General features: G+C 63.4%; 17 protein-coding genes and 1 pseudogene. 11 read left to right on the top strand and 7 right to left on the bottom strand.

Features of this window, described 5'->3' with window-relative positions; genetic code table 11:
* Positions 1–3: 3 nt before the first annotated feature.
* From G4D79_RS14945 to G4D79_RS14935, 3 genes are all read left to right on the top strand, one after another.
* On the top strand, positions 4–414 hold the full coding sequence (locus G4D79_RS14945; protein ID WP_099697867.1) for a YchJ family protein: 411 nt from the start codon (positions 4–6) through the stop codon (positions 412–414).
* 56 nt (positions 415–470) lie between these two features.
* Positions 471–1,067, top strand: a complete 597-nt coding sequence (locus G4D79_RS14940) for a hypothetical protein (RefSeq protein ID WP_007736169.1) — start codon at positions 471–473, stop codon at positions 1,065–1,067.
* A 92-nt stretch (positions 1,068–1,159) separates the two neighbouring features.
* Positions 1,160–3,058, top strand: a complete 1,899-nt coding sequence (locus G4D79_RS14935; RefSeq protein ID WP_099697866.1) for an ABC transporter ATP-binding protein — start codon at positions 1,160–1,162, stop codon at positions 3,056–3,058.
* Positions 3,059–3,158: 100 nt separating this feature from the next.
* On the opposite strand, the gene G4D79_RS14930 is transcribed toward G4D79_RS14935, so the two are convergent.
* The gene (locus tag G4D79_RS14930) at positions 3,159–4,934 is read right to left on the bottom strand and encodes a DEAD/DEAH box helicase (RefSeq protein ID WP_003945121.1); all 1,776 of its coding nucleotides are present in this window, start codon (positions 4,932–4,934) and stop codon (positions 3,159–3,161) included.
* A 102-nt stretch (positions 4,935–5,036) separates the two neighbouring features.
* On the opposite strand from G4D79_RS14930, the gene G4D79_RS14925 reads away from it, so the two are divergent.
* The 5 genes from G4D79_RS14925 (at position 5,037) to G4D79_RS34525 (ending at position 9,865) form a co-directional block, all read left to right on the top strand.
* The gene (locus tag G4D79_RS14925; protein ID WP_050656184.1) at positions 5,037–5,864 is read left to right on the top strand and encodes a carbon-nitrogen hydrolase family protein; all 828 of its coding nucleotides are present in this window, start codon (positions 5,037–5,039) and stop codon (positions 5,862–5,864) included.
* A 55-nt stretch (positions 5,865–5,919) separates the two neighbouring features.
* Positions 5,920–6,546: a phosphoribosyltransferase gene (locus G4D79_RS14920; protein WP_007736162.1), complete on the top strand. Its 627-nt coding sequence runs from the start codon at positions 5,920–5,922 to the stop codon at positions 6,544–6,546.
* A 126-nt stretch (positions 6,547–6,672) separates the two neighbouring features.
* The gene (locus G4D79_RS14915; protein WP_003945151.1) at positions 6,673–7,371 is read left to right on the top strand and encodes a hypothetical protein; all 699 of its coding nucleotides are present in this window, start codon (positions 6,673–6,675) and stop codon (positions 7,369–7,371) included.
* Positions 7,372–7,510: 139 nt separating this feature from the next.
* Complete coding sequence (locus G4D79_RS14910; RefSeq protein WP_099697865.1) at positions 7,511–9,298, top strand: long-chain fatty acid--CoA ligase; 1,788 nt, start codon at positions 7,511–7,513, stop codon at positions 9,296–9,298.
* A gap of 60 nt (positions 9,299–9,358) precedes the next feature.
* A complete protein-coding gene (locus G4D79_RS34525; RefSeq protein ID WP_235867830.1) occupies positions 9,359–9,865 on the top strand; it encodes a hypothetical protein in 507 nt (168 codons plus the stop codon).
* Here the strand turns inward: G4D79_RS34525 and G4D79_RS34520 are convergent.
* From G4D79_RS34520 to G4D79_RS14895, 3 genes and pseudogenes are all read right to left on the bottom strand, one after another.
* Positions 9,749–10,285, bottom strand: a pseudogene (locus G4D79_RS34520) (NAD-dependent epimerase/dehydratase family protein); the annotation flags it as partial. The gene G4D79_RS34525 and the pseudogene G4D79_RS34520 sit on opposite strands and share 117 nt — an antisense overlap.
* A gap of 99 nt (positions 10,286–10,384) precedes the next feature.
* Positions 10,385–11,755 (bottom strand): FAD-binding oxidoreductase, encoded by a 1,371-nt coding sequence (locus tag G4D79_RS14900; RefSeq protein WP_099697864.1) that lies wholly within the window; start codon positions 11,753–11,755, stop codon positions 10,385–10,387.
* Positions 11,752–12,453, bottom strand: coding sequence for a FadR/GntR family transcriptional regulator (locus G4D79_RS14895; RefSeq protein ID WP_030536920.1), 702 nt, complete (start codon positions 12,451–12,453; stop codon positions 11,752–11,754). The genes G4D79_RS14900 and G4D79_RS14895 overlap by 4 nt, the downstream gene beginning before the upstream one ends.
* A gap of 92 nt (positions 12,454–12,545) precedes the next feature.
* Here G4D79_RS14895 and G4D79_RS14890 point away from each other — a divergent pair, with 92 nt between their 5' ends.
* A complete protein-coding gene (locus tag G4D79_RS14890) occupies positions 12,546–13,163 on the top strand; it encodes a cysteine hydrolase family protein (protein ID WP_030536921.1) in 618 nt (205 codons plus the stop codon).
* A 5-nt stretch (positions 13,164–13,168) separates the two neighbouring features.
* Here G4D79_RS14890 and G4D79_RS14885 read toward each other — a convergent pair whose 3' ends face one another.
* Entirely contained in the window at positions 13,169–13,810 is a 642-nt protein-coding gene (locus G4D79_RS14885) for an alpha/beta hydrolase (protein WP_003945142.1), read from the bottom strand.
* Positions 13,811–13,893: 83 nt separating this feature from the next.
* Here G4D79_RS14885 and G4D79_RS14880 point away from each other — a divergent pair, with 83 nt between their 5' ends.
* Positions 13,894–17,337 carry a bifunctional RecB family nuclease/DEAD/DEAH box helicase gene (locus G4D79_RS14880; RefSeq protein WP_099697863.1) on the top strand — a complete coding sequence of 1,148 codons (3,444 nt, stop codon included), beginning with the start codon at positions 13,894–13,896 and terminating at the stop codon, positions 17,335–17,337.
* Between the two features lie 29 nt (positions 17,338–17,366).
* On the opposite strand, the gene G4D79_RS14875 is transcribed toward G4D79_RS14880, so the two are convergent.
* Both G4D79_RS14875 and G4D79_RS14870 read right to left on the bottom strand, forming a co-directional pair.
* A complete protein-coding gene (locus G4D79_RS14875) occupies positions 17,367–18,542 on the bottom strand; it encodes an amino acid deaminase/aldolase (protein WP_003945107.1) in 1,176 nt (391 codons plus the stop codon).
* Between the two features lie 70 nt (positions 18,543–18,612).
* Positions 18,613–19,260, bottom strand: coding sequence for a TetR/AcrR family transcriptional regulator (locus tag G4D79_RS14870; protein ID WP_020908434.1), 648 nt, complete (start codon positions 19,258–19,260; stop codon positions 18,613–18,615).
* Between the two features lie 78 nt (positions 19,261–19,338).
* On the opposite strand from G4D79_RS14870, the gene G4D79_RS14865 reads away from it, so the two are divergent.
* A complete protein-coding gene (locus G4D79_RS14865) occupies positions 19,339–20,652 on the top strand; it encodes a D-arabinono-1,4-lactone oxidase (RefSeq protein ID WP_099697862.1) in 1,314 nt (437 codons plus the stop codon).

The following is a 20,652-nucleotide window of genomic DNA, read 5'->3' as shown; positions in this document are numbered from 1 at the left end:
GCGGTGACTTCGCGCCGCCCCACCACACCCAATCCGACCGATCCGTGCCCGTGCGGCAGCGGCAACGCGTTGGCCGAATGCTGCGGCAAGTACATCAGCGGAGTAGCGCACGCACCGACCGCCGAAACCCTGATGCGTTCGCGTTACACGGCTTTCGCTGTGATGGACGTCGAATATCTCACGCAGACTTGGCATCCCGACCATCGCCCAGCCCAACTCGATCTCGACCCCGACCAGAAATGGCTCCGGTTGGAGATCCTGGACACCGAACGGGGCGGGCTGTTCGATTCCGACGGCGTCGTGGAATTTCGCGCTCACTACACATTCGGACGCGAGCGGGGAATGCTCCACGAACGCAGTCGATTTGCGCGAACAGAGGGTAAGTGGCTCTATGTCGACGGCGATATCGGTTAGGTAACTCCGGGCACCGCCGCCGCGGATCCCGATAACGCGAGCCCTACGATCGAGTCATGACAACGAACCGGACGAGATCATTTGCCGCTGTCGCTGCCATCGCAGTGGGCGTGAGCCTGACTGCCTGTTCGCAGGACGCGGAGACCACTCCCACGGCAGCCACCTCGGCCGTCACCTCGACCTCGACCTCGAGTGCAGCAGCGTCGACCACAGAACCAGTCCCGACGGACAGCTCCGACAAGACGTCGGCTGCGGGCACCGAATCCAAGCTCACCGTCGTCGACATCCGAGTGGGCGAGCACGACGGATTCGATCGTGTCGTCTACGAAATGGGCGGAACCGGCACACCCGGTTGGCGCGTCAAGTACGTCGACGCGGCGACGCAGGAAGGCAGCGGTAAGCCCGTGGACATCAAGGGTGCCGCAGTGATCCAGGTCCTGATCGACGGTTCCGCATATCCCTTCGACAGCGGAGTCGAGCAGTACTCCGGCCCCAACCCGGTCCCCGGCGTCGGCGGAGTCGTGACCGAGGTCAACGGGTCCAACGTCTTCGAGGGAGTCACGCAGTCGTTCATCGGCGTGACCGAGAAGCAGCCGTTCACGGTCACGACGCTCAGCGACCCTCCTCGCGTGGTGGTCGACGTGGCCCGCTGAGGCCGCACTTGACCTGAAGTTTGGTTGAGGTTCTACCTTCGTGTCGTACCGGCCACGTAATCTTCGTGGCCGGCGACCGGAGGGGCGAAGTCATGAGTATGGAAGTCACCGCGTGGAACGCGATGTACAACGCGATGCACGCGCAAGAAGATCGGCGCCCGTTCTCGAAGGCGACACTGAAGCGGATCGCGACGTTCGCAGTTCCACAGAAACGCAACCTCAGCAGGTACCTCGTACTGAGTGTCGTCACTGCTGCGCTTGCCGTGGCAACACCTGTCCTGGCCGGGCGCGTGGTCAACGCGATAGTCGGCGGCGACGCCGTCGACGTGGTCGTCAAACTTGCCGCCCTGATCGCACTGGTTGCACTTCTCGAAGCCGCTCTGGGACTGTTGACCCGGTGGCTCTCGGCCAGCATCGGCGAAGACCTGATCCTGCATCTGCGCACCACCGTCTTCGATCACGTCCAGAAGATGCCCATCGCGTTCTTCACCAGAACTCGAACCGGAGCACTGGTCAGCCGTCTCAACAACGACGTCATCGGCGCTCAGCGCGCCTTCAGCGACACCTTGTCCGGAGTGGTCAGCAATCTGGTCACCCTGGTGATCACGCTGATCGTCATGCTCGGGATCTCCTGGCAGATCACCGTCCTCGCGCTGCTACTTCTCCCGATCTTCGTCATCCCCGCACGGCGCATGGGCGCAAAACTTGCAGCACTCAATCGTGAAGCAGCCAACCATAATTCGCTCATGAGCACCCAGATGACGGAGCGGTTCTCCGCTCCCGGCGCGACTCTGGTCAAGCTGTTCGGCCGCCCGTCGCAAGAATCTGCGGAGTTCGCGGTTCGCGCCAGGCGTGTGCGCAACATCGGAGTCCGGACCGCAATGCTGCAGTCCGTCTTCGTCACAGCGCTGACGCTGGTCTCGGCCCTTGCTCTTGCCCTCGTCTACGGACTCGGCGGTTTCTACGCGCTGCGCGGACAGTTGGACGCAGGCGCCGTCGTGGCGATGGCATTGTTGTTGACGCGGCTGTACTCGCCGTTGACCGCACTGGCCAGCGCCCGGGTGGACGTCATGAGCGCCCTGGTCAGCTTCGAGCGGGTATTCGAGATTCTCGATCTGGCGCCGCTCATCACCGAGAAGCCCGATGCACGCACGGTGCCGCAGGGCCCGGTGTCCGTCGAGTTCAAGAACGTCACTTTTGCTTACCCATCCGCGGACAAGGTGTCTCTCGCGTCCCTGGAGGAAGTCGCGATCCTCGACACCCGCGGCGGCGAGGACGTGTTGCACGACCTGTCGTTCCGCACCGAAGCAGGACAGATGGTCGCCTTGGTCGGCACGTCCGGTGCCGGAAAGTCGACCGTGGCGCAGATGATTCCGCGCCTCTACGACATCGACTCCGGTTCGGTCGAGTTGGGCGGCGTCGACGTCCGCGACCTCAGTGCCGATTCCATCCGGGAGACCGTCGGCATGGTCACGCAGGACGGGCACCTGTTCCACGAGAGCCTTCGATCCAACCTGCTCCTTGCGCGACCGGATGCCACCGAAGAAGATCTGCGTGAGGTTCTGGAGCGCGCACGGCTCACCGACCTGGTTGCGTCGCTGCCCGACGGATTGGAGACGGTGGTGGGTGAACGCGGTTACCGCCTCTCGGGCGGCGAGCGTCAACGCCTGACCATCGCACGCCTGCTCCTGGCCCAACCTCGCGTCGTCATCTTGGACGAGGCCACCGCGCATCTCGACTCGACGTCGGAAGCTGCGGTTCAGGAAGCACTCGGCGAAGCACTCGCCGGGCGGACTGCGGTGGTGATCGCTCACCGATTGTCGACGATCCGTTCCGCGGACCTGATCCTTGTCGTCGAGGCAGGCCAGATCGTCGAGCGCGGCAACCATGAGGAACTGCTCGCGCGCGGCGGCCGCTACGCCGAGTTGTACCGCACGCAGTTCGACACCAACGCCCGGAAGAACGGCGCCCTCGCACCGACGCCGATCTGATACCGCGCAGCGCCTTGCCCCCACACAGAAAACAGGCGCTGTCCTCCTCGCGGAGGGCAGCGCCTGTTTCAGTCTTCATGACAGTCGTTGAAACTGTAGGTCAGTCGTTGTAGCGATCGCGTCCGCCACCGCGGCGGTCGTCACGTCCACCACGATCGTCCCGGCCACCACGGTCGCCACGGCCACTCGGACGTCCCTGCGGCGGCCCGAAATCAGGCTGCAGCTGGATCAGGACGCCGGAGATACGTGTGCGACGCAAAGCTTCGAGAGTCTCGTTGGAGAGGTCGGCCGGCAGCTCGACGATGCTGTGATCCGGGCGAATGCTGATGTGCCCGAAGTCGCTTCGACGAAGCCCACCCTCGTTGGCGATGGCACCGACGATGGCACCCGGAACGACGCGGTGACGCTTTCCGACTGCAATGCGGTACGCGGCCAGCTCCTGGCCCTCGGGCCCACGCGAGCGCGGGGCCGGGCCATCGTCGAAACGACGGGGAGGACGTGGTTCACGAGGCTCGCGCTCACGACGCGGCGGTGCCGGCGGCTCGGGAGAAAGCAAGAATGCTTCGCCGTCGCGCGACTGCAACGCCAGAGCGGCAGCGATGTCGATGAGCGGAACGTCGTGTTCCTGGTCGTAGTCCTCGATCATCTTGCGGAACATCGCGAGATTCTCCGAGGCCAGGCTCTCGGTGATGGAGTCACCGAACTTGGCCACGCGCTGGGCGTTGACGTCGTCGACACTGGGAAGCTGCATCTCCGCAAGCGGCTGACGGGTCGCCTTCTCGATGGACTTGAGCAGATGACGCTCACGCGGGGCGACGAACAGCAACGCGTCACCCTGACGACCGGCGCGGCCGGTACGACCGATGCGGTGGACGTACGACTCCGTGTCATGCGGGATGTCGTAGTTGACGACGTGGGAGATTCGATCCACGTCGAGGCCTCGAGCGGCAACGTCGGTCGCGACGAGGATGTCGAGGGCGCCGTTCTTGAGCTGACCGATGGTCCGCTCACGCTGTGCCTGGACGATGTCGCCGTTGATCGCGGCAGCCGAGTGCCCGCGGGCCCGCAGCTTCTCCGCCAGGTCTTCGGTGGCCTGCTTGGTACGGACGAAGATGATCATCGCCTCGAATGCCTCGACCTCGAGGACTCGGGTCAGTGCATCGAGCTTGCGCTGATGAGCAACCTGAATGTAGCGCTGCGTGATGTTCGAGGCGGTCGACGTCTTGGACTTGACGGTGATCTCGACCGGATTGTTCAGGTACTGCTTCGAGATCCGGCGAATCGAGCCGGGCATCGTTGCCGAGAACAGAGCGACCTGCTTGTCGCCGGGGGTGTCGCGGAGGATGCGCTCGACGTCCTCCTGGAACCCCATCTTGAGCATCTCGTCGGCCTCGTCGAGAACGAGGTACTTGAGATTGGTCAGATCCAGGGTGCCCTTTTCGAGATGGTCGATGACACGACCCGGGGTACCGACGACGACGTGTGCGCCGCGGCGCAGGCCCGACAGCTGGACGCCGTAGCTCTGGCCACCGTAGATCGGCAGCACGTTGAGTCCGGGGATGTGCGCGGAGTACTTGCCGAATGCCTCGGCAACCTGAAGCGCCAGCTCACGCGTGGGAGCAAGCACCAGCGCCTGGGTCTGCTTGATCGACGTGTCGATCCGCGACAGGACTGGAACTGCGAAGGCTGCGGTCTTGCCGGTACCGGTCTGTGCGAGACCGACGACGTCCTTGCCTTCGAGCAGCGGCGGAATGGTGGCAGCCTGAATGGGCGAGGGCGACTCGTAGCCCACGTCTGACAGTGCCTTCAGTACCCGATCATCGATGTCGAGGTCGGCAAATGTTGGGGGTTCGGGGTCACGCTCAATATCACTCATTTGACCAGCAGTTTAGCGGATAGAGTATAGACACGACGACATACCGGGGGTGCTTTTACGACAGATCCACCCTCCCAGCGGGTTTCGCCTAGCGTAGGAAGCATGACCGAAGCCACCGCAGCCACCCCCTCCCAGACCGTTGTCGCGATTGCCCAATTCGCCCCGGGGACGGACAAGAAAGCCAACCTCGAATCACTGCGATCACTGGCTTCCGATGCAGCAGCACGCGGCGCGAAAGTTGTCGTGGCGCCGGAATACTCGATGTTCACCGCACCGAAGACGGATGAGCGTTTGATCGAGTCCGCGGAGGACCTGGACGGCGAATTCGGTTCGGCGCTGGCGTCGGTCGCCGCGGAGTTCGGAATCTTCCTCGTGGCAGGAATGAACGAGCGGATCGACGACGTGAGCAGAATCTCCAACACCCTCGTCGCGATGGACCCGAACGGCGAACTGGTGGCGACCTACCGGAAACTGCATCTTTACGACGCTTTCGGTTACCAGGAGTCAGCCGTGATCCGCGCGGGCGAGATCACCGAACCGCAGACTTTCGGGTGCGACGGCCTGACCTTCGGCCTCCAGACCTGCTACGACCTGCGCTTCCCGGAAGTCACCCGGCGCATCGTCGACGTCGGCGCAGACATCCTGCTCCTGCCCGCCCAGTGGGTGCCGGGGCCGCTCAAGGAAGACCACTGGACCACTCTCGTGCGCGCCCGGGCCATCGAGAACACGATGTACATCGCAGCGGCAGATCAGAGCGCGCGCGGCGGCGCGGGTGCCAGCATGATCGTCGACCCGATGGGCGTCGTGATGTGTTCACTTGGCGAGCAGGTCGGGGTCGCCACCGCACTCGTTTCGGCTGCTCGCATCGCCGAGGTACGCGAGAAGAATCCCGCTCTCGCGCTGCGGAGGTTCACAGTCTCGTCGCGGTGACCTGCAGCGAGTAGCGTCGAACTGGTCGGGGTTCGAGCTTCTCGAGGACAACGCAGTGACCCAGTATCGGGATCGATCTTCCGCCGGCAAATTTCTGGCCGGGCGGCTCGAGACCTTGCGTATCGACAAGCCCGTCGTTCTCGGACTCCCGCGCGGCGGAGTTCCGGTCGCAGCCGAGGTGGCTGCGGCATTGAACGCTCCGCTCGACATCGTGGTGGTGCGCAAGCTCGGCAGTCCGTACAACCCGGAACTGGCGATGGGCGCCATCGGTGAGGGCGGCGTGCGGGTCCTCAATCACGACGTCATCGCAGCGGTTCGCGTCTCGAAAAGAGAACTCGTCGCCGTCGAACGCGACGAGCGAACCGAATTGGAACGGCGGGCGCATCTCCTGCGCGAGGGGCGGACCCCGGTTTCCCTCCACGGACGCACTGCGGTGATCGTCGACGACGGAATGGCTACGGGCGCGAGTGCCGCGGTTGCCTGCCGATGCGCGCGCACCGCGGGTGCTGCCGCCGTGATCGTCGCGGTCCCAGTAGCCTCCCCCGAAGCCATGAGAGTGATCGCGTGCTCCGCCGATCGGGTCGTCTGCCCCTTCGTTCCTGCCCTGTTAGGCGGCGTCGGTGCTGCATTCGAGGACTTTCATCAACTCAGCGACGACGAAGTGCTGTCCTTCCTCGCCTGAGTGCACACCTCTCCAGCCTGAGCACAGTCCAAGAGATCTCTGTGAATTTGTGATGTGTGCAACATTTCGCTCCTCGGTGCCGATAGCCCAAATGGAACAAAAAGAATTCGGCTTTCTGGAGGAACCGTGACCATCTCGACCGATACCGTCGACGCCGTCGCAGCTGCGTGCCGTGACCGCCTGGGCGACCCTTCCGCCTGGGTTGCGTCAGACGCTTATCGACAGAGCCTCGCCCTGTGCATCATCGAATCCGTTCAGTCCACGTCGGGTCACAGCGAAGTGACCGTCGTCGATCGCTACCTGGCGTACCGGAAAGCCCGCGAGGACAAACCCGTCACGGATGGCGCACGTGAACTACTCCGCACCTTCGAGGAAGCCGGCAGTTCGGACCAGTGGGCAGGCAAGATCGGCTCGTACAAGCGTCGCTACACGGCGACGGGTGTCCCGATCGAGGCACGGCACATCCAACAGGTCGCCGAGAAACTCCATCACTTGCGGATCAACAGCGTCGAGGACCTGCTGTCGGCCGCCGATTCCGACAACGCTCTCGAAGCCGTTCACCACGCCTGGGTGGACGCGTGCGGAGACGGTTCCGAAGTGACCTGGGCCCACCTGTTGATGTTGGCCGGAATTCCGCACACCGATCTGGGGACCGCTGCCGACACCTTCATCAGCGCGACACTCGGCACCACCGAGTTGCCGGGAGACACCTCGGAGATCCTTGCAGCTACTGCAGAGCAACTCGGAGTGGATCCGGACCGATTGGACTACGCAATTCGGCGGTGGCTGTCCGTGCACGGTCGCACGCTCCAACACGTCGCCTGAGTACCTGTAAACAGGCGGTCACACTAAACTGCAGGTCAGCGCCCGACCAGTTCTACCGAATAGTAACGACAGTGCAAAATGACGACTAATGTGATGCAATGCACATCAGAAATGTCAGTAGTCACTGGAGGGGTCAATAGTGCGCGAGTTCTCAGTTCCACAGTCGTTCTCAATTCCGGAGAACGTATCCATGGCCGACTCCGTGTTCCGTCACGCCGAAGAAGACCCCACATTCGTGCCGTTCAAGAGGCCGTCGAACGGTGGATGGGTCGACGTCACTGCAGCTGAATTCGCGAAGCAGGTCTCCTCAGTTGCCAAGGGCCTGATCGCTTCGGGCGTCGAGCTCGGCGACCGCGTCGCTATCCTGTCAGCGACTCGCTACGAGTGGGTCGTTCTCGACTACGCCATCTGGACTGCAGGCGGATGCACCGTCGCGATCTACGAGACCTCCTCCCCTGATCAGGCGCAGTGGATCCTCGAGGATTCAGCGACGACACTTCTGGTCGTCGAAACGGCCAAGCACGCGGAGACTCACAAGGAAGTCGCCGACGGCGCAGAAGCCCTCCGCGAGGTTCTTGTCATCGAGTCGGGTGCGATCGACGAGCTGTCCAGTCGCGGTTCGGCAATCACCGACGAAGAACTGCACACTCGTCGTCACCAGGTCACCGCTGCCTCGCCCGCGACCCTGATCTACACCTCCGGGACCACCGGACGCCCCAAGGGCGTCCAGCTGACGCACTCCAACTTCTACGCCGAGTCCAACGCCTGCCGCCTGGCGATGCCGGAGTCGATGGTCCCCGGCAAGAAGACTCTGATGTTCCTGCCGCTTGCCCACGTATTCGCGCGGGCGATCTCCTTCGGCGCTTTCGACGCCAAGGTCACCGTCGCCCACACGTCGGACCTGACGACGCTGCTCGAGCAGTTCGCCGGCTTCAAGCCCAACTTCATCCTCTCGGTGCCCCGCGTGTTCGAGAAGGTGTACAACTCGGCTCGCCAGAAGGCAGTCGACGGCGGTAGGGGCAGCATCTTCGACAAGGCTGCTGCCACCGCCATCGAATACAGCGAATCCCTCGAAAAGGGTGGCCCCGGCCTGGCACTCAAGCTCAAGCACGCGGTATTCGACAAGCTCGTCTACTCGAAGTTGCGCGCAGCTCTGGGTGGCGAGTGCGAGCGTGCAGTCTCCGGTGGCGCAGCCCTCGGCGCGCGTCTCGGCCACTACTTCCGCGGCGTCGGCATCCCGATCTACGAGGGCTACGGACTCACGGAGACCAGCGCCGCAATCACCGTCAACACCTCGAGTGCGCAGCGCGTCGGCACCGTCGGCAAGCCGATCAACGGCCATGCAGCACGGATCGCCGAGGACGGCGAACTCCTCCTGCAGGGCCCGGTCGTGTTCGCCGGCTACTGGCACAACGAGAAGGCCACTGCCGAATCCATCGTCGACGGCTGGTTCCACACCGGCGACCTCGGCTCGATCGACAACGAGGGCTACGTCTCCATCACCGGACGCAAGAAGGAAATCATCGTCACCGCGGGCGGCAAGAACGTCGCACCGGCAGGCCTCGAAGATTCCCTGCGCGCGCACGCTCTGATCAGCCAGTGCCTCGTCGTCGGCGACGGTCAGCCGTTCATCGGTGCACTGATCACCCTCGATCCGGAGACTCTGCCCGGTTGGGTCGAGCGCAACGGCCTGCCCGCCGGCACCCCGATTGCCGATCTGGTGAAGAACGCCGACCTGATCGCCGAGATCGACTCGGCCGTTGCCGACGCGAACAAGAAGGTCTCCAACCCCGAGCAGATCAAGAAGTACACGATCCTCGAGGTCGACTTCACCCAGGAGACCGGTGAATTGACGCCGACGCTCAAGCTCAAGCGCAACATCATTCACGAAGCTCACAAGACCAAGATCAGCGACCTGTACGCCTGATCGATCGTCTTTCACGGGTCTGGCGGAGAGTAGTTCCTTTTCGATCTCGGATGGAAGGCCGTGCACCGCACGATCCTCCCGCTGAGTCGGCAGAGTTTCCCGCTGCATCCACTCCCAGGTATCGCGCACGGTGTCTTCGACGGGCCGGCACCGCAGCCCTGCTTGCCCCGCCTTGGCGGTGTCGGCTTCGAGGAAGCCCGCGAACTCACCCTCCTGCGGCACCCAACACGGAAGTTGTGTCCACGGCTGCGCTCCAGCGGCCGCCAGCCTGTCCTCGTCGATCCACACGAGTTCAGCGTCCGAACCGGTGGCAACCACGCACGCCTGGAGGAGTCCGGAGGTAGTGGTGTGGCCGGACGGGCTGATGACGTCGTATGCCCCGCTGATCCCGGCGGCCAGTCCGGCCAGGACAAAGGTTGCGATGTCGCGGGCATCGACGTACTGCAACGGTCTGGTCGGCACTCCGGGAGCAACGACACGTCCGCCCGCCGCGATACGCTGCAGCCACCACGGCAACCGCCCGATGTCCTCGCGCGGGCCGAGGATCAACCCTGCCCTCGCGAGTAACGCGTCCGGGAAGGATTCCAGGACAGCGAGTTCGGCCCCGCGTTTGGCGGACGCGTAATCGCTGTAGTCATCGGAGGTTGCAGATGCGGCCACCACTGGTGAGGTCTCGTCTACGTGCAAGCCCCATTGGTAGACGGATCCACTGGAGATGTATGCGTACCGGTCGACGTGACCGAGTAAGACGCGCGCATTTTCCCCGATCACTCGGGGGCTACCCGACCAGGTGTCGACGACAAGATCCCATCGACGATCACCGAGCGCATCAACCATCGCACGCTGATCGGTGCGATCCGCGAACAGGACCTCCGCTGTAGGTGGTGGCGCTCCGGTGAGCCCACGATGGAGCACTGTCACCTCCCAGCCCCGGACCAAAGCGTCATCGACGAGAGCGTGGCCGAGGAACCGTGTTCCTCCGAGCATCAACAGCTTCATGAGGGCCATCGTCACTTGAAAAGCGTCGTGCGGCAACACGTTCGTCTGGTAGCGCAATTTCCGGCGACTGAGGCACGAACGAACCGCTCAGATACCTCGTCCGGGATTGAGAATGTTCTTCGGATCGAATGCGGCCTTGACTGCAAGCATCATTTCGCGTTCGGTCTGGCCGACCATGTCCGCCATGTACGGCGCTTTGAGAACCCCGATACCGTGTTCACCGCTGATCGTTCCGCCCAACGCCAGTGCGCCGGCAACGATGTCGTCGAAAGCTCCGCGCGCACGATCCTGCGCACCCGATTCGGCAGCGTCGAACACGATGGTCGGGTGGAGATTGCCGTCGGCGGCGTGACCGAAGGTTCCGATCGTGACGCCGTGGCGATCGGCCGCTTCACGAATGCATTCCAACATGGACGGCAACGCCGGCACCGGCACCGCGACGTCGTCGAGAAGTACCGTGCCCAACGCCTCGAGAGCCGGCAAGGCCATGCGGCGCGCGGCGGTGAACTCTTCACCTTCCACCGGATCGTCGGTGTGGAAAACCTCTCGGGCCCCGGCACTTTCGCACGCCGCGGCGCAGTCCGCTGCCTCGGCGGCCGCCGACCTACCGTCGCACTGGATGAGCAGCATCGCCCCGGCCGATTCGTCCAGCCCCATCTTGGTCAGCCGATTGACGGCGCCGATGGTGACGTCGTCCATCAACTCCATCTGACACGGTTCGGCCACTGCCGACACGGCGAGGACGGCATCGATCGCGGACTCCGCGGAATCGAAGAAGGCGACCACAGTGGTCGCGGCAGTGGGCGCCGTACGCAACCGCATCGTGGCTTCGACGATGACCGCGAGAGTGCCCTCCGACCCGACGAGCAGATGTGTCAGGTCCAGCCCCGCAACATTTTTGCGCGTCCGTGCACCGGTACGGATCACACGCCCGTCGGCGAGTACCGCCGTCAGGGCCGCAACGTGATCACCGGTGACGCCGTACTTGGCGCAACAGATGCCGCCTGCATTTGTCGCCAGATTGCCGCCGATACTCGAGATGGACCGGCTTCCCGGATCCGGTACGTACCAAAGACCCTGCTGTGCAGCAGCTTCCGCCAGGTCACCGTTGATCACTCCGGGCTCCACCGTGGCGGTGCGCGCGGCAGGATCGATCTCGAGAATTCGATCCATGCCCGCGACGCTCAAGACGATGCATCCGTCAAGTGCGTTGGCGGCGCCGGCCAACCCGGTACCTGCCCCTCGTGTCACCACCGGAACGGCGAGTTCGTGGGCCACCGCCATGACCGCAACGACGTCGTCGACCGTCTTCGCCTTGACCAGCGCGGCGGGCCTTCCGGCTGCGGTGAGCAGTGATTGATCCCGGACGTACGCACCCATTCGGTCGGGATCGGTTGTCGCCCTGTCCCCCACCGCTTTCTGCAGACGCTCGCCCAACAGATCGATACTCGTGGTCATTGTGTTCGTCCTTCGTAGAATCCGCGCACATGGCGCTCGACCAAAACGGCAGCCTCGTCAACTGCACCGCGCTCGATCGCGTCGGCGATACCCTCGTGCTCTGCCAGCAGTGCGCCGAGCGTGGCCGCCGAGTTCTCGCGCGAGTCGAGTTCACTCAGCAGGTAGCCGGCGATGCTGTCGCGGAGAACCGTCATGACCAACCCGAACGCCTTGTTCCCGCCGGCTCCGGCCAGCGCAACGTGAAAGTCGACATCGGCGTCGTGGAATGCGACCGAGTCGTCGGCAAGGGTTGCGACGCGCATCCGCTCGATCGCATCCCGGGCGCCGTTCGGCACCGCGACGACAGTGCGCAGCGCAGCAGCTTCGAGCAGCACTCGCAATTCGACAAGATCGCCCAATGGAACTGCACCCACCTGCAACGCCGTGCTGAGAGCTGTGGCCGCGGAATCGGCCGTATGCTCGTGCGTCACCCGAGGCCTGGCAGTAGAAGTGGTGTCCGCGCCGGTCAACAATCCCTGCGCTTGCAGGACCCGAAGGGCCTCACGGACCGTCGATCGACCCACCGAGAACGTCTGTGCAAGTTCCTGTTCGGTGGGCAATGCCTCACCGACCGGGAGTGAACCGTCGAGAATGGCAGCGCGGATTCGTCCCGACACGGCAAGGCTGAGCGGCATGCGCGACAACGGAGTCGTATCCATGCCGCGACGCTACCACCCCTTGCCTGCTTGTCTGACAAACTGTTTAATTGAGGAGATTCGTGACCCGGACCACAACAGAGAAGGTGCCGACCATGACCGACAAGCTCGAATTGGATCCCGCGACCACCGCCGTCGTGCTCATCGAGTACCAGAACGACTTCACCACCGAGGGCGGTGTTCTTCACGAGGCCGTCGCACCAGTCATGGAATCGAACGGACTCCTCGCGAACACCGCCGCGCTGGTCGATGCGGCCCGTGCGGCGGGTGTCACCGTGATGCACGCACCGATCACCTTCGCCGAGGGGTACAACGAAATCACCTCGCATCCGTACGGAATCCTCAAGGGCGTCGTCGACGGAAAGGCCTTCGTGAAGGGTTCCTGGGGAGCTGCGATCGTCGACGACCTCACTCCGAAAGACGGCGACATCGTCATCGAGGGCAAGCGTGGACTCGACACTTTTGCCAGCACCAACCTCGATTTCATTCTGCGTAGCAAAGGAATTCGCACGATACTTCTCGGCGGTTTCCTGACCAACTGCTGCGTCGAATCGACCATGCGCACCGGATACGAGAACGGCTACCGGGTCATCACACTCACCGATTGTGTAGCCGGAACTTCGGTCGCCGAACACGAGAACGCGATCACCTACGACTACCCGATGTTCTCGCACCCCGTCACGTCGAAAGAGGTGCTCGGCGCGCTCTCCTGAGAGGACTACCTGGAATGCGCGAGAAGGAATTCACGGCTGACGTTGGTGACACTGGCGTGAACCTTCTCGTGCAGCAGGTCGTGACCGGCGTCCTCGAACTCGCGCATCTCGACGTTGCGCAGCGTCCGCGCCCAGTCCCGGACGGGATCGACCGGGGCGATCCGGTCGTCGGTACCGTGAACGACCAGGACTGGGATGCCCGCGTCGGAGAGTTCCGCCCACCCGTGTTGCTCGACCGCACTGCGCGGAATGCCGCACAGCACTGCGGAGGCAAAATCGTGATCGCGATGAGCCAGCATCGTCAGCGCCGTCACCGCACCCAAGGAATGGCCCATCACCGCCTGCGGGACTTCGGGCAGTTCCGCCAAAGCGATGTCAGCGAGCGCGGCTGCATCGGCAGCAAGATCGGAGAGCGGAGCCCCGACTCCCGGATCACCCTCTGACAAACCGTGCCCGGTGTGATCGATCGCCCACACGTCGATCCCCGACGCCGTCATTGCGCCCGCGAAGCGGTGATACTGGCCGCTGTGCTGGCCGAGACCGTGCAGAAAGACCAGTGACACCGTGGGCACCGCACCCCCTGCCGCCGGCCAATGCCGAAAGTGCACCTGACCGGTTCGTCCGTCGAAGAAAGGCATGATCGTCATTCTGCACGCCGCTACCGATATCCGCGGCTCGTGAGCGATTACTGGTGGGTTGCCTTGTCGGTGAGCGATGGCACAATCGCCCTGTGTTCCTACTCGATGATCAGATCGTCTACAGCGCCAGCGACCTCTCGGCTGCGGCCTCGTGCGAGTTCGCACTGCTGCGGCAACTCGACGCCCGAACCGGTCTGATCGCGGCCGAGGCCGCCGAGGCGGATCCGATGCTCGAACGGACGTCGAGCCTCGGCGACTCGCACGAGCGCGAACAGCTTCAGAAGTTCATCGATCAGCACGGAGACGGCGTCGTCGTCATGCCGCGACCGGAACACTCACGCGCAGGCCTGACCGCTGCCACGTTGGCCACCGTCGAGGCAGCACGATCGGGCGCGCCGGTCATTTATCAGGGAACCTTTTTCGACGGCCGATTCCTCGGGTTCTGCGATTTCCTCGTCCGCGAAGGCGACACCTACGCGGTCTACGACAGCAAGCTCTCCCGGCACGCCAAGGTGTCGGCACTTCTACAACTCGCCGCATACGCGGATGCGTTGGAGCGCAATGCAATTGCCGCCTCCGATCAAGTTCATCTACTGCTAGGCGACGGCAGCACGTCGTCGCACGACATCGGAGACATCGCGCCGGTATTCGCGGCACGTAGAGCTGAACTCGAACGAGTCCTCGACGAGCACCGCGCCGAGGGGAAACCGACACAGTGGCTCGACGATCGGTACCTGCGTTGTGGTCGATGCGACACCTGCAGCGTCGAGGTCGAAAGCCATCGAGACCTGCTGCTGGTTGCGGGTGTCCGCGGCAATCAGCGTGAACAGCTGATCGTCTCGGGGATCACGACAATTGACGAACTCGCCGCGAGCACCGGCCCAGTCGAGGGAATCCGCCGGGAAACACTCGACAAGCTCCGTGCACAGGCAGCGGTTCAACTACGCCAGGAACTGTCCGGCGACGCCGAATTCGAGGTCTACGAACCCTCGGCGCTCGGCGGACTCCCCATCCCCGACGACGGCGACATCTTCTTCGACTTCGAGGGCGATCCGCTCTGGGCCGAGGACGGGTCCACCGATTGGGGGTTGGAGTATCTGTTCGGTGTGGTCGAAGGGCCTGCGGACGACTACGTGTTCAAGCCGTTCTGGGCACACGATCGCGAGGGTGAGCGCCAGGCGCTCCTCGACTTCCTCGATTACGTCACCGCGCGTCGAGAAGCTCATCCAGGCATGCACATCTACCACTACGCCGCGTACGAGAAATCGGCGCTGTTGCGCTTGGCCGCACGTCACGGTGTCGGCGAGCAGACCGTGGACACCCTGCTCAGCGAGAACGTGCTCGTCGACCTGTACCCGATCGTCCGCGCGTGCCTGCGGATCGGACAACGCTCGTACAGCATCAAGAAACTCGAGCCGCTCTACATGGGTGAGCACGGCCGTGACGGTGACGTGACCAACGCCGCCGCCTCGGTCGTCGCCTATGCCGACTACTGCGAATTGCGCGACGGCGGACAAGCCGACCAGGCCCGGGAACTTCTTCAGGGCATCTCCGACTACAACGAGTACGACTGCGAATCCACTCTCCGCCTGCGCGATTGGCTCGCCGAGCGCGCCGCAGAACATGGTGTCGAACTTCGAGAGCCGACCGGACAGATCAAGATTCCACTCGAAGAACTCACCGAATCGGAAATCGCACTCCGCGACTTCGCCGGCCACAAGGCCGGTTCGACACGCACCCCCGATCAGCAGGCTGCTGCTCTATTGGCCGCAGCAGTCGGTTACCACAATCGCGAGCGGAAGCCGTACTGGTGGGCCCACTTCGACCGATTGGTCACACCGATCGAAGACCTCGTGGACATCCGCGACGTCATGGTGGTCGAGCAGTCCGAAATCGAAACGGACTGGCACAAGAGCACCGCGCGGCAGAAGAAGTTTCGTCGCCACATCCAGTTGACCGGAAGTTTCGGCACCGGAACGTCTTTGAGCCCGGGCAGTGATCTTTTCGCGCTCTACGCAACCCCCTCCCCCGATGCCGTTGCAAGCGAGAACCCCACCCAACGCGGCACCAGCAGCGTCAAGGTCACCGCCGTGGTCAAGTCCGAAGGGCTCGACGTGGTCACCGTGGAAGAACTGCTCGGCGGTCACGAATACCTCGATACCCCAGTCGCATTGGCACCTGGTCGTCCGATTCCCACGGGACGTATGGAGAAGTCGATCGCCGCTGCCGCATCCGACGCCAGCGAGAGCCTGCCCGAACTGCCACACATCGCGGCAGTCGACATTCTCCGGCGCAGCACCCCGAGAACCCTCTCGGGTTCACCGCTGCCACCTGTCGGCACCGACAACAACTACGCCGACGCCATCACCGCCGCACTTCTCGACCTCGATGATTCCTACGTGGCAGTACAGGGTCCCCCTGGTACGGGCAAGACCTACACGGGCGCTCGTGTCGTCAAGACACTGATCGAACAACATCAGTGGCGAATCGGCGTGGTGGCACAATCACATTCGGTGGTCGAGAACATGCTCGGCGGCATTCTGAAAGCCGGCGTGGACCCTGCACTGGTCGCGAAGAAGGGCAGCCGGAGCAAGACCGCAGAATGGCAGGACATCGCATCCGAAGAATATGCGGGATTCATCGCCGAGGCCGAAGGCGTCGGCTGTGTCATCGGCGGCACTGCGTGGGACTTCTCGAACACCGATCGTGTTCCAGCGGGCAGCTTGGACTTGCTCGTCGTGGACGAAGCAGGCCAATTCGCGCTGGCGAACACCATTGCCGTCGCGATTTCCGCGCGAAACCTGTTGCTGCTGGGCGATCCGCAGCAGTTGCCGCAGGTGAGCCAAGGTACTCACCCCGAACCGGTCGACGAATCGGCACTCGGTTGGCTCGCCGAGGGACACGGCGCACTGCCACCCGAACTCGGCTACTTCCTCGAGAAAACGTGGCGGATGCACCCGGATCTGTGTGCGCCCGTGTCCGCATTGTCGTACGAGGGCAAGCTGCATTCCCAGGAAACCGTGAGTGCGGCAAGAAAACTCGACGGACTCGCTGCCGGAGTACACACGGTGTTCGTCGATCACCGCGGCAATTCCACCTACTCCCCGGAAGAGTCCCAGGAAATCGTTCGCCAGATCCAGGGCCTTCTCGGTACGCCTTGGACCGACCCGAGCGAGTTCGAGGGAACCAGGCCGCTGGATCAGTCGGACATTCTCGTGGTCGCGGCGTACAACGCCCAGGTGGGCACCGTCGAGCGCGATCTCACCGAGGCCGGTCTCACGGAGGTCGAGGTCGGGACCGTCGACAAGTTCCAGGGCCGCGAGGCTGCGGTGGCAATCGTGTCGATGGCCGCATCTGCCGTCGAGGACGTCCCGCGAGGGATGTCGTTCCTGCTGTCGCGAAACCGTCTCAATGTTGCTGTCTCACGCGGCAAGTGGTGCGCGATCATCGTTCGATCGCACGCGTTGACGCAGTACATGCCCAGTACGCCTGCGGGATTGGTCGAACTGGGTGCATTCATGAGGCTGACGAGCTAGCCGAAGCCTGTCTTACCTGAAGCACTGCCCTACCCGAAGCACTGCCCTTCGCCGCGATAGGTGGGAACCGAGGTTCGGGTGCCGTCGGCTTCGACCACGTACACGCGGTCGAAGCGCTCGCACAGCTCGCCGGCCTTGGCGTGACGGAACCACACGCGGTCGCCGATCGCGATGTTTCCGGCTTCCTTCCCGGTGACCGGCGTCTGGACTTCGCCGGCTCCTTCGTTGCGGAGCAGTTTGAGACCAGCGGGCCAGACCGGTGACGGAACGCGGGTGGCTCCGGCAGGTCCCGACGCGATGTATCCGCCGCCGAAAAGGGTCGTGACCGACGGCGTCGGTTTGCGCACGGCCGACAGCGCGAAGAACAGCGCCGGATCGGGACGGAAGGCACGGTAGCGGTCGAACAGGGTCGGTACGTACAGTCCGGAGCCTGCTGTTACCTCGGTCACCACAGGATCGGCCGAGCTGACCTCCAGCGACCCCGTACCGCCGCTGTTGACGATCTCGAGTGCACCCACGGCATCGGTGACGGCCGCGACCACAGCGCCCCTTCTGGACGCCAATTCGCGGGCAGAGGCCTTCTTGACCCAACCGATCGGAGCGCTGGTGTCCGGGAGGCCGGCGATCTGGGCTTCGTAGAACATCACTCCGACGACGGAGAATCCGCGTTGGCGCGCACGCGCCGCGAGTGCGGCGACCGCGGCAGGTTCGCGCAGCGGCGAGCGTCGTACGCCCAGATGGATCGGACCGATCCGAAGCGACGCATCGACATCGAGACACACCCGGACAGGCGCATCCCCCGTCGACGCCGAACGAATGAGGTCCAACTGCGCATCGTCGTCGACCATCAAGGTGATCGATGCGAGTGCTGTGTCATCGGCAGCGAGATCCGCGATGGCGCCACGATCGGCGGTCGGGTAACCCATCAGGATGTCCCGTGCGCCCAGCCCGACCAGCCACAGAGCCTCGCGCAGTGAGTACGCCATGATTCCGCGGAATCCGCCGGACGCGGTCAGTGTGTCGCCGAGAGTTTCAGCCAGAACCGTCCGACAACGAACCGATTTGCTCGCCACTCGCACCGGGGTTCCACCGGCGCGGCGCACCAGGTCGGCTGCATTACTGCGCAGTGTGGTCAGATCCAGAGCAGCCAGAGGCGGGTCGAGTTCTCGCGTGGCAGCAGTGAGTCGATCAAGGGTCCTGGTCACAGATGATCCAATCGTCGCGGCGTGCGACCAGTCAATCACCAATCCTGGACGTATGTCCAGGATGGCGGTTCTACTGAGGCGCGACCACGGCTTTGTTGGCGATTACCTGAACCATTTCTCCGAACTCGGCAATAGTCGCGTCGGAGTCACGATCGACCAGCCATCGCAGAACAAGGCCGTCGATCATTGCAAGACTCAGTCGCGCAATCGAACTCAACGGCTCCGTCCACACCGTGCCCGATATCTTGGCGCACTCTTCGAGAAACGACACCGCGAGCTCATCCATGATTCGGTACTGCTCAAATGCAACCGCCCCAGCACGTTCGGCTCCGAGATTGCGACTACGCAGTGCTTGCGCGGTAATTTCGTAGGTCAACAACTGGCGATCCGGGGTTGCCTCGATGGTCGGCCACATTCCGGTCAGGCCGATGTGCAGCAATTCCCTGAGCCCCTGCACGCCACTGAGATCCGGCGCATGGCGGACCTGCGCGAACGCATACTGCATCGACGCACTGAGCTGCAGAATGAGCGTTTCACCCATTGCCGCGATCAGCGCTTCCTTGCTCTCGAAGCAGTAATGAACGACGCCGAGCGATACCCCGGCCTCCTCTGCCACCGCCCTTACCGTCACAGAACTGACACCGCGCTGTTCCGCAATAGACAAGGCGGACTCGACCAATTGTGTGCGGCGTTCGTCCGCCGGGAGCCTGTTCAGCATCCAATGATCGTAGAACGCAAATGACAAAATCTTCGCGCAATACTTGCCTGGACGACCGTCCAAGTACATTATTGCGTAATGGCTTCGGACACTTGGCAGAACTGGGCGGGCACTCAAAGCGCCGCGCCGCGTCGCTTTGCGACGCCGACAAATACCCGTGAACTTTCGTCGTTGGTCGCCGAGGCCGCCTCGCGTGGCCAACGTGTGAAGGCCGTCGGCGCCGGCCACTCGTTCACCGGTGTCGCGGTCACTGACGGTGTCCTCGTCAGCCTGGACAACTTGAGCGGAATCGACTCGATCACACCGACCGACGACGGTGCGCTGGTCACTGTTTTTGCAGGCACTCGCCTTCATGCTCTCAACGACGCCTTGTGGCAACGCGGATATGCGATGGCAAATCTCGGTGACATAGACGTCCAGTCACTGGCCGGCGCGACGTCCACCGGCACGCACGGCACCGGCGCACGATTCGGCGGTATCGCCACACAGATTCGCGGAATCGAGATCGTTCTCGCCGACGGATCCGTCGTTACCGCAAGCGCCGACGAAAACGTCGAGCTGTTCGAAGCGGGCCGCCTCGGATTGGGCGCAATCGGCATCATTTCGAAGATCACTCTCGCCTGCGTTCCGCGATTCACACTTCGCGCAATCGAGGAACCCGACACGCTGTCTCACATACTGGACACCCTCGAGGGCGATCGCCTGGGCCTGGATCACTTCGAGTTCTACTGGTTCCCGCACACCGATCGTGTCCTGACGAAGAGCAATACGCGACTCCCCGGAGATACCGAACCCGATCCGGTGGGCAAGGTCCGCGCGTTCGTCGACGACGAACTCCTCTCGAACACACTCTTCGAAGGTGTCAACCGCGTTGCCACCCTGGCACCGGCCGCGATCCCGAGAATCAACAACGTGTCGTCCCGATTGCTCGGCGCCCGCGAGTTCATAGATCGCAGCTACCGGGTATTCGCGTCTTCGCGCCGGGTGAAGTTCAAGGAGATGGAATACGCGATTCCCCGCGAACACGTCACCGAGACACTTCACGAAATCGATCGCTGGATGAAGAAGTCCGGAACCAACGTCGCTTTCCCCGTCGAAGTACGTTTCGCTGCCGCCGACGACCTCTGGCTCTCCACTGCTCACGGACGCGACACCGCATACATCGCGGTACACCAGTACCACCGCCGACCCGAAACGGAGTACTTCGCCGCGGTGGAAGCCATCGCGCGCGCCGTCGACGGCCGGCCGCATTGGGGAAAAATGCACAACCGGACCGTCGACGACCTGCGTCCGACGTACGACCGACTCGACGACTTTGTCGCCGTTCGAGACAAGTACGACGCGAATCGTGTGTTCGACAACGAATACTTGCGTCAGGTGCTCGGCGACTGA

The sequence above is a fragment of the Rhodococcus sp. WY5 genome, from assembly GCF_018588185.1.
Lineage (GTDB): Bacteria > Actinomycetota > Actinomycetes > Mycobacteriales > Mycobacteriaceae > Rhodococcus_F > Rhodococcus_F qingshengii.
This window is presented reverse-complemented; position numbering and strand designations above follow the sequence as displayed.

What these genes read in the sequence shown, in the direction of transcription:
- G4D79_RS14865 (WP_099697862.1), top strand. Translation starts at nt 19,339, where the DNA reads ATGGCTTCGGACACTTGGCAGAACTGGGCGGGCACTCAAAGCGCCGCG.
- G4D79_RS14940 (WP_007736169.1), top strand. Translation starts at nt 471, where the DNA reads ATGACAACGAACCGGACGAGATCATTTGCCGCTGTCGCTGCCATCGCA.
- G4D79_RS14895 (WP_030536920.1), bottom strand. Translation starts at nt 12,453, where the DNA reads ATGGATACGACTCCGTTGTCGCGCATGCCGCTCAGCCTTGCCGTGTCG.
- G4D79_RS14885 (WP_003945142.1), bottom strand. Translation starts at nt 13,810, where the DNA reads ATGACGATCATGCCTTTCTTCGACGGACGAACCGGTCAGGTGCACTTT.
- G4D79_RS14890 (WP_030536921.1), top strand. Translation starts at nt 12,546, where the DNA reads ATGACCGACAAGCTCGAATTGGATCCCGCGACCACCGCCGTCGTGCTC.
- G4D79_RS14935 (WP_099697866.1), top strand. Translation starts at nt 1,160, where the DNA reads ATGAGTATGGAAGTCACCGCGTGGAACGCGATGTACAACGCGATGCAC.
- G4D79_RS14925 (WP_050656184.1), top strand. Translation starts at nt 5,037, where the DNA reads ATGACCGAAGCCACCGCAGCCACCCCCTCCCAGACCGTTGTCGCGATT.
- G4D79_RS14930 (WP_003945121.1), bottom strand. Translation starts at nt 4,934, where the DNA reads ATGAGTGATATTGAGCGTGACCCCGAACCCCCAACATTTGCCGACCTC.
- G4D79_RS14870 (WP_020908434.1), bottom strand. Translation starts at nt 19,260, where the DNA reads ATGCTGAACAGGCTCCCGGCGGACGAACGCCGCACACAATTGGTCGAG.
- G4D79_RS14900 (WP_099697864.1), bottom strand. Translation starts at nt 11,755, where the DNA reads ATGACCACGAGTATCGATCTGTTGGGCGAGCGTCTGCAGAAAGCGGTG.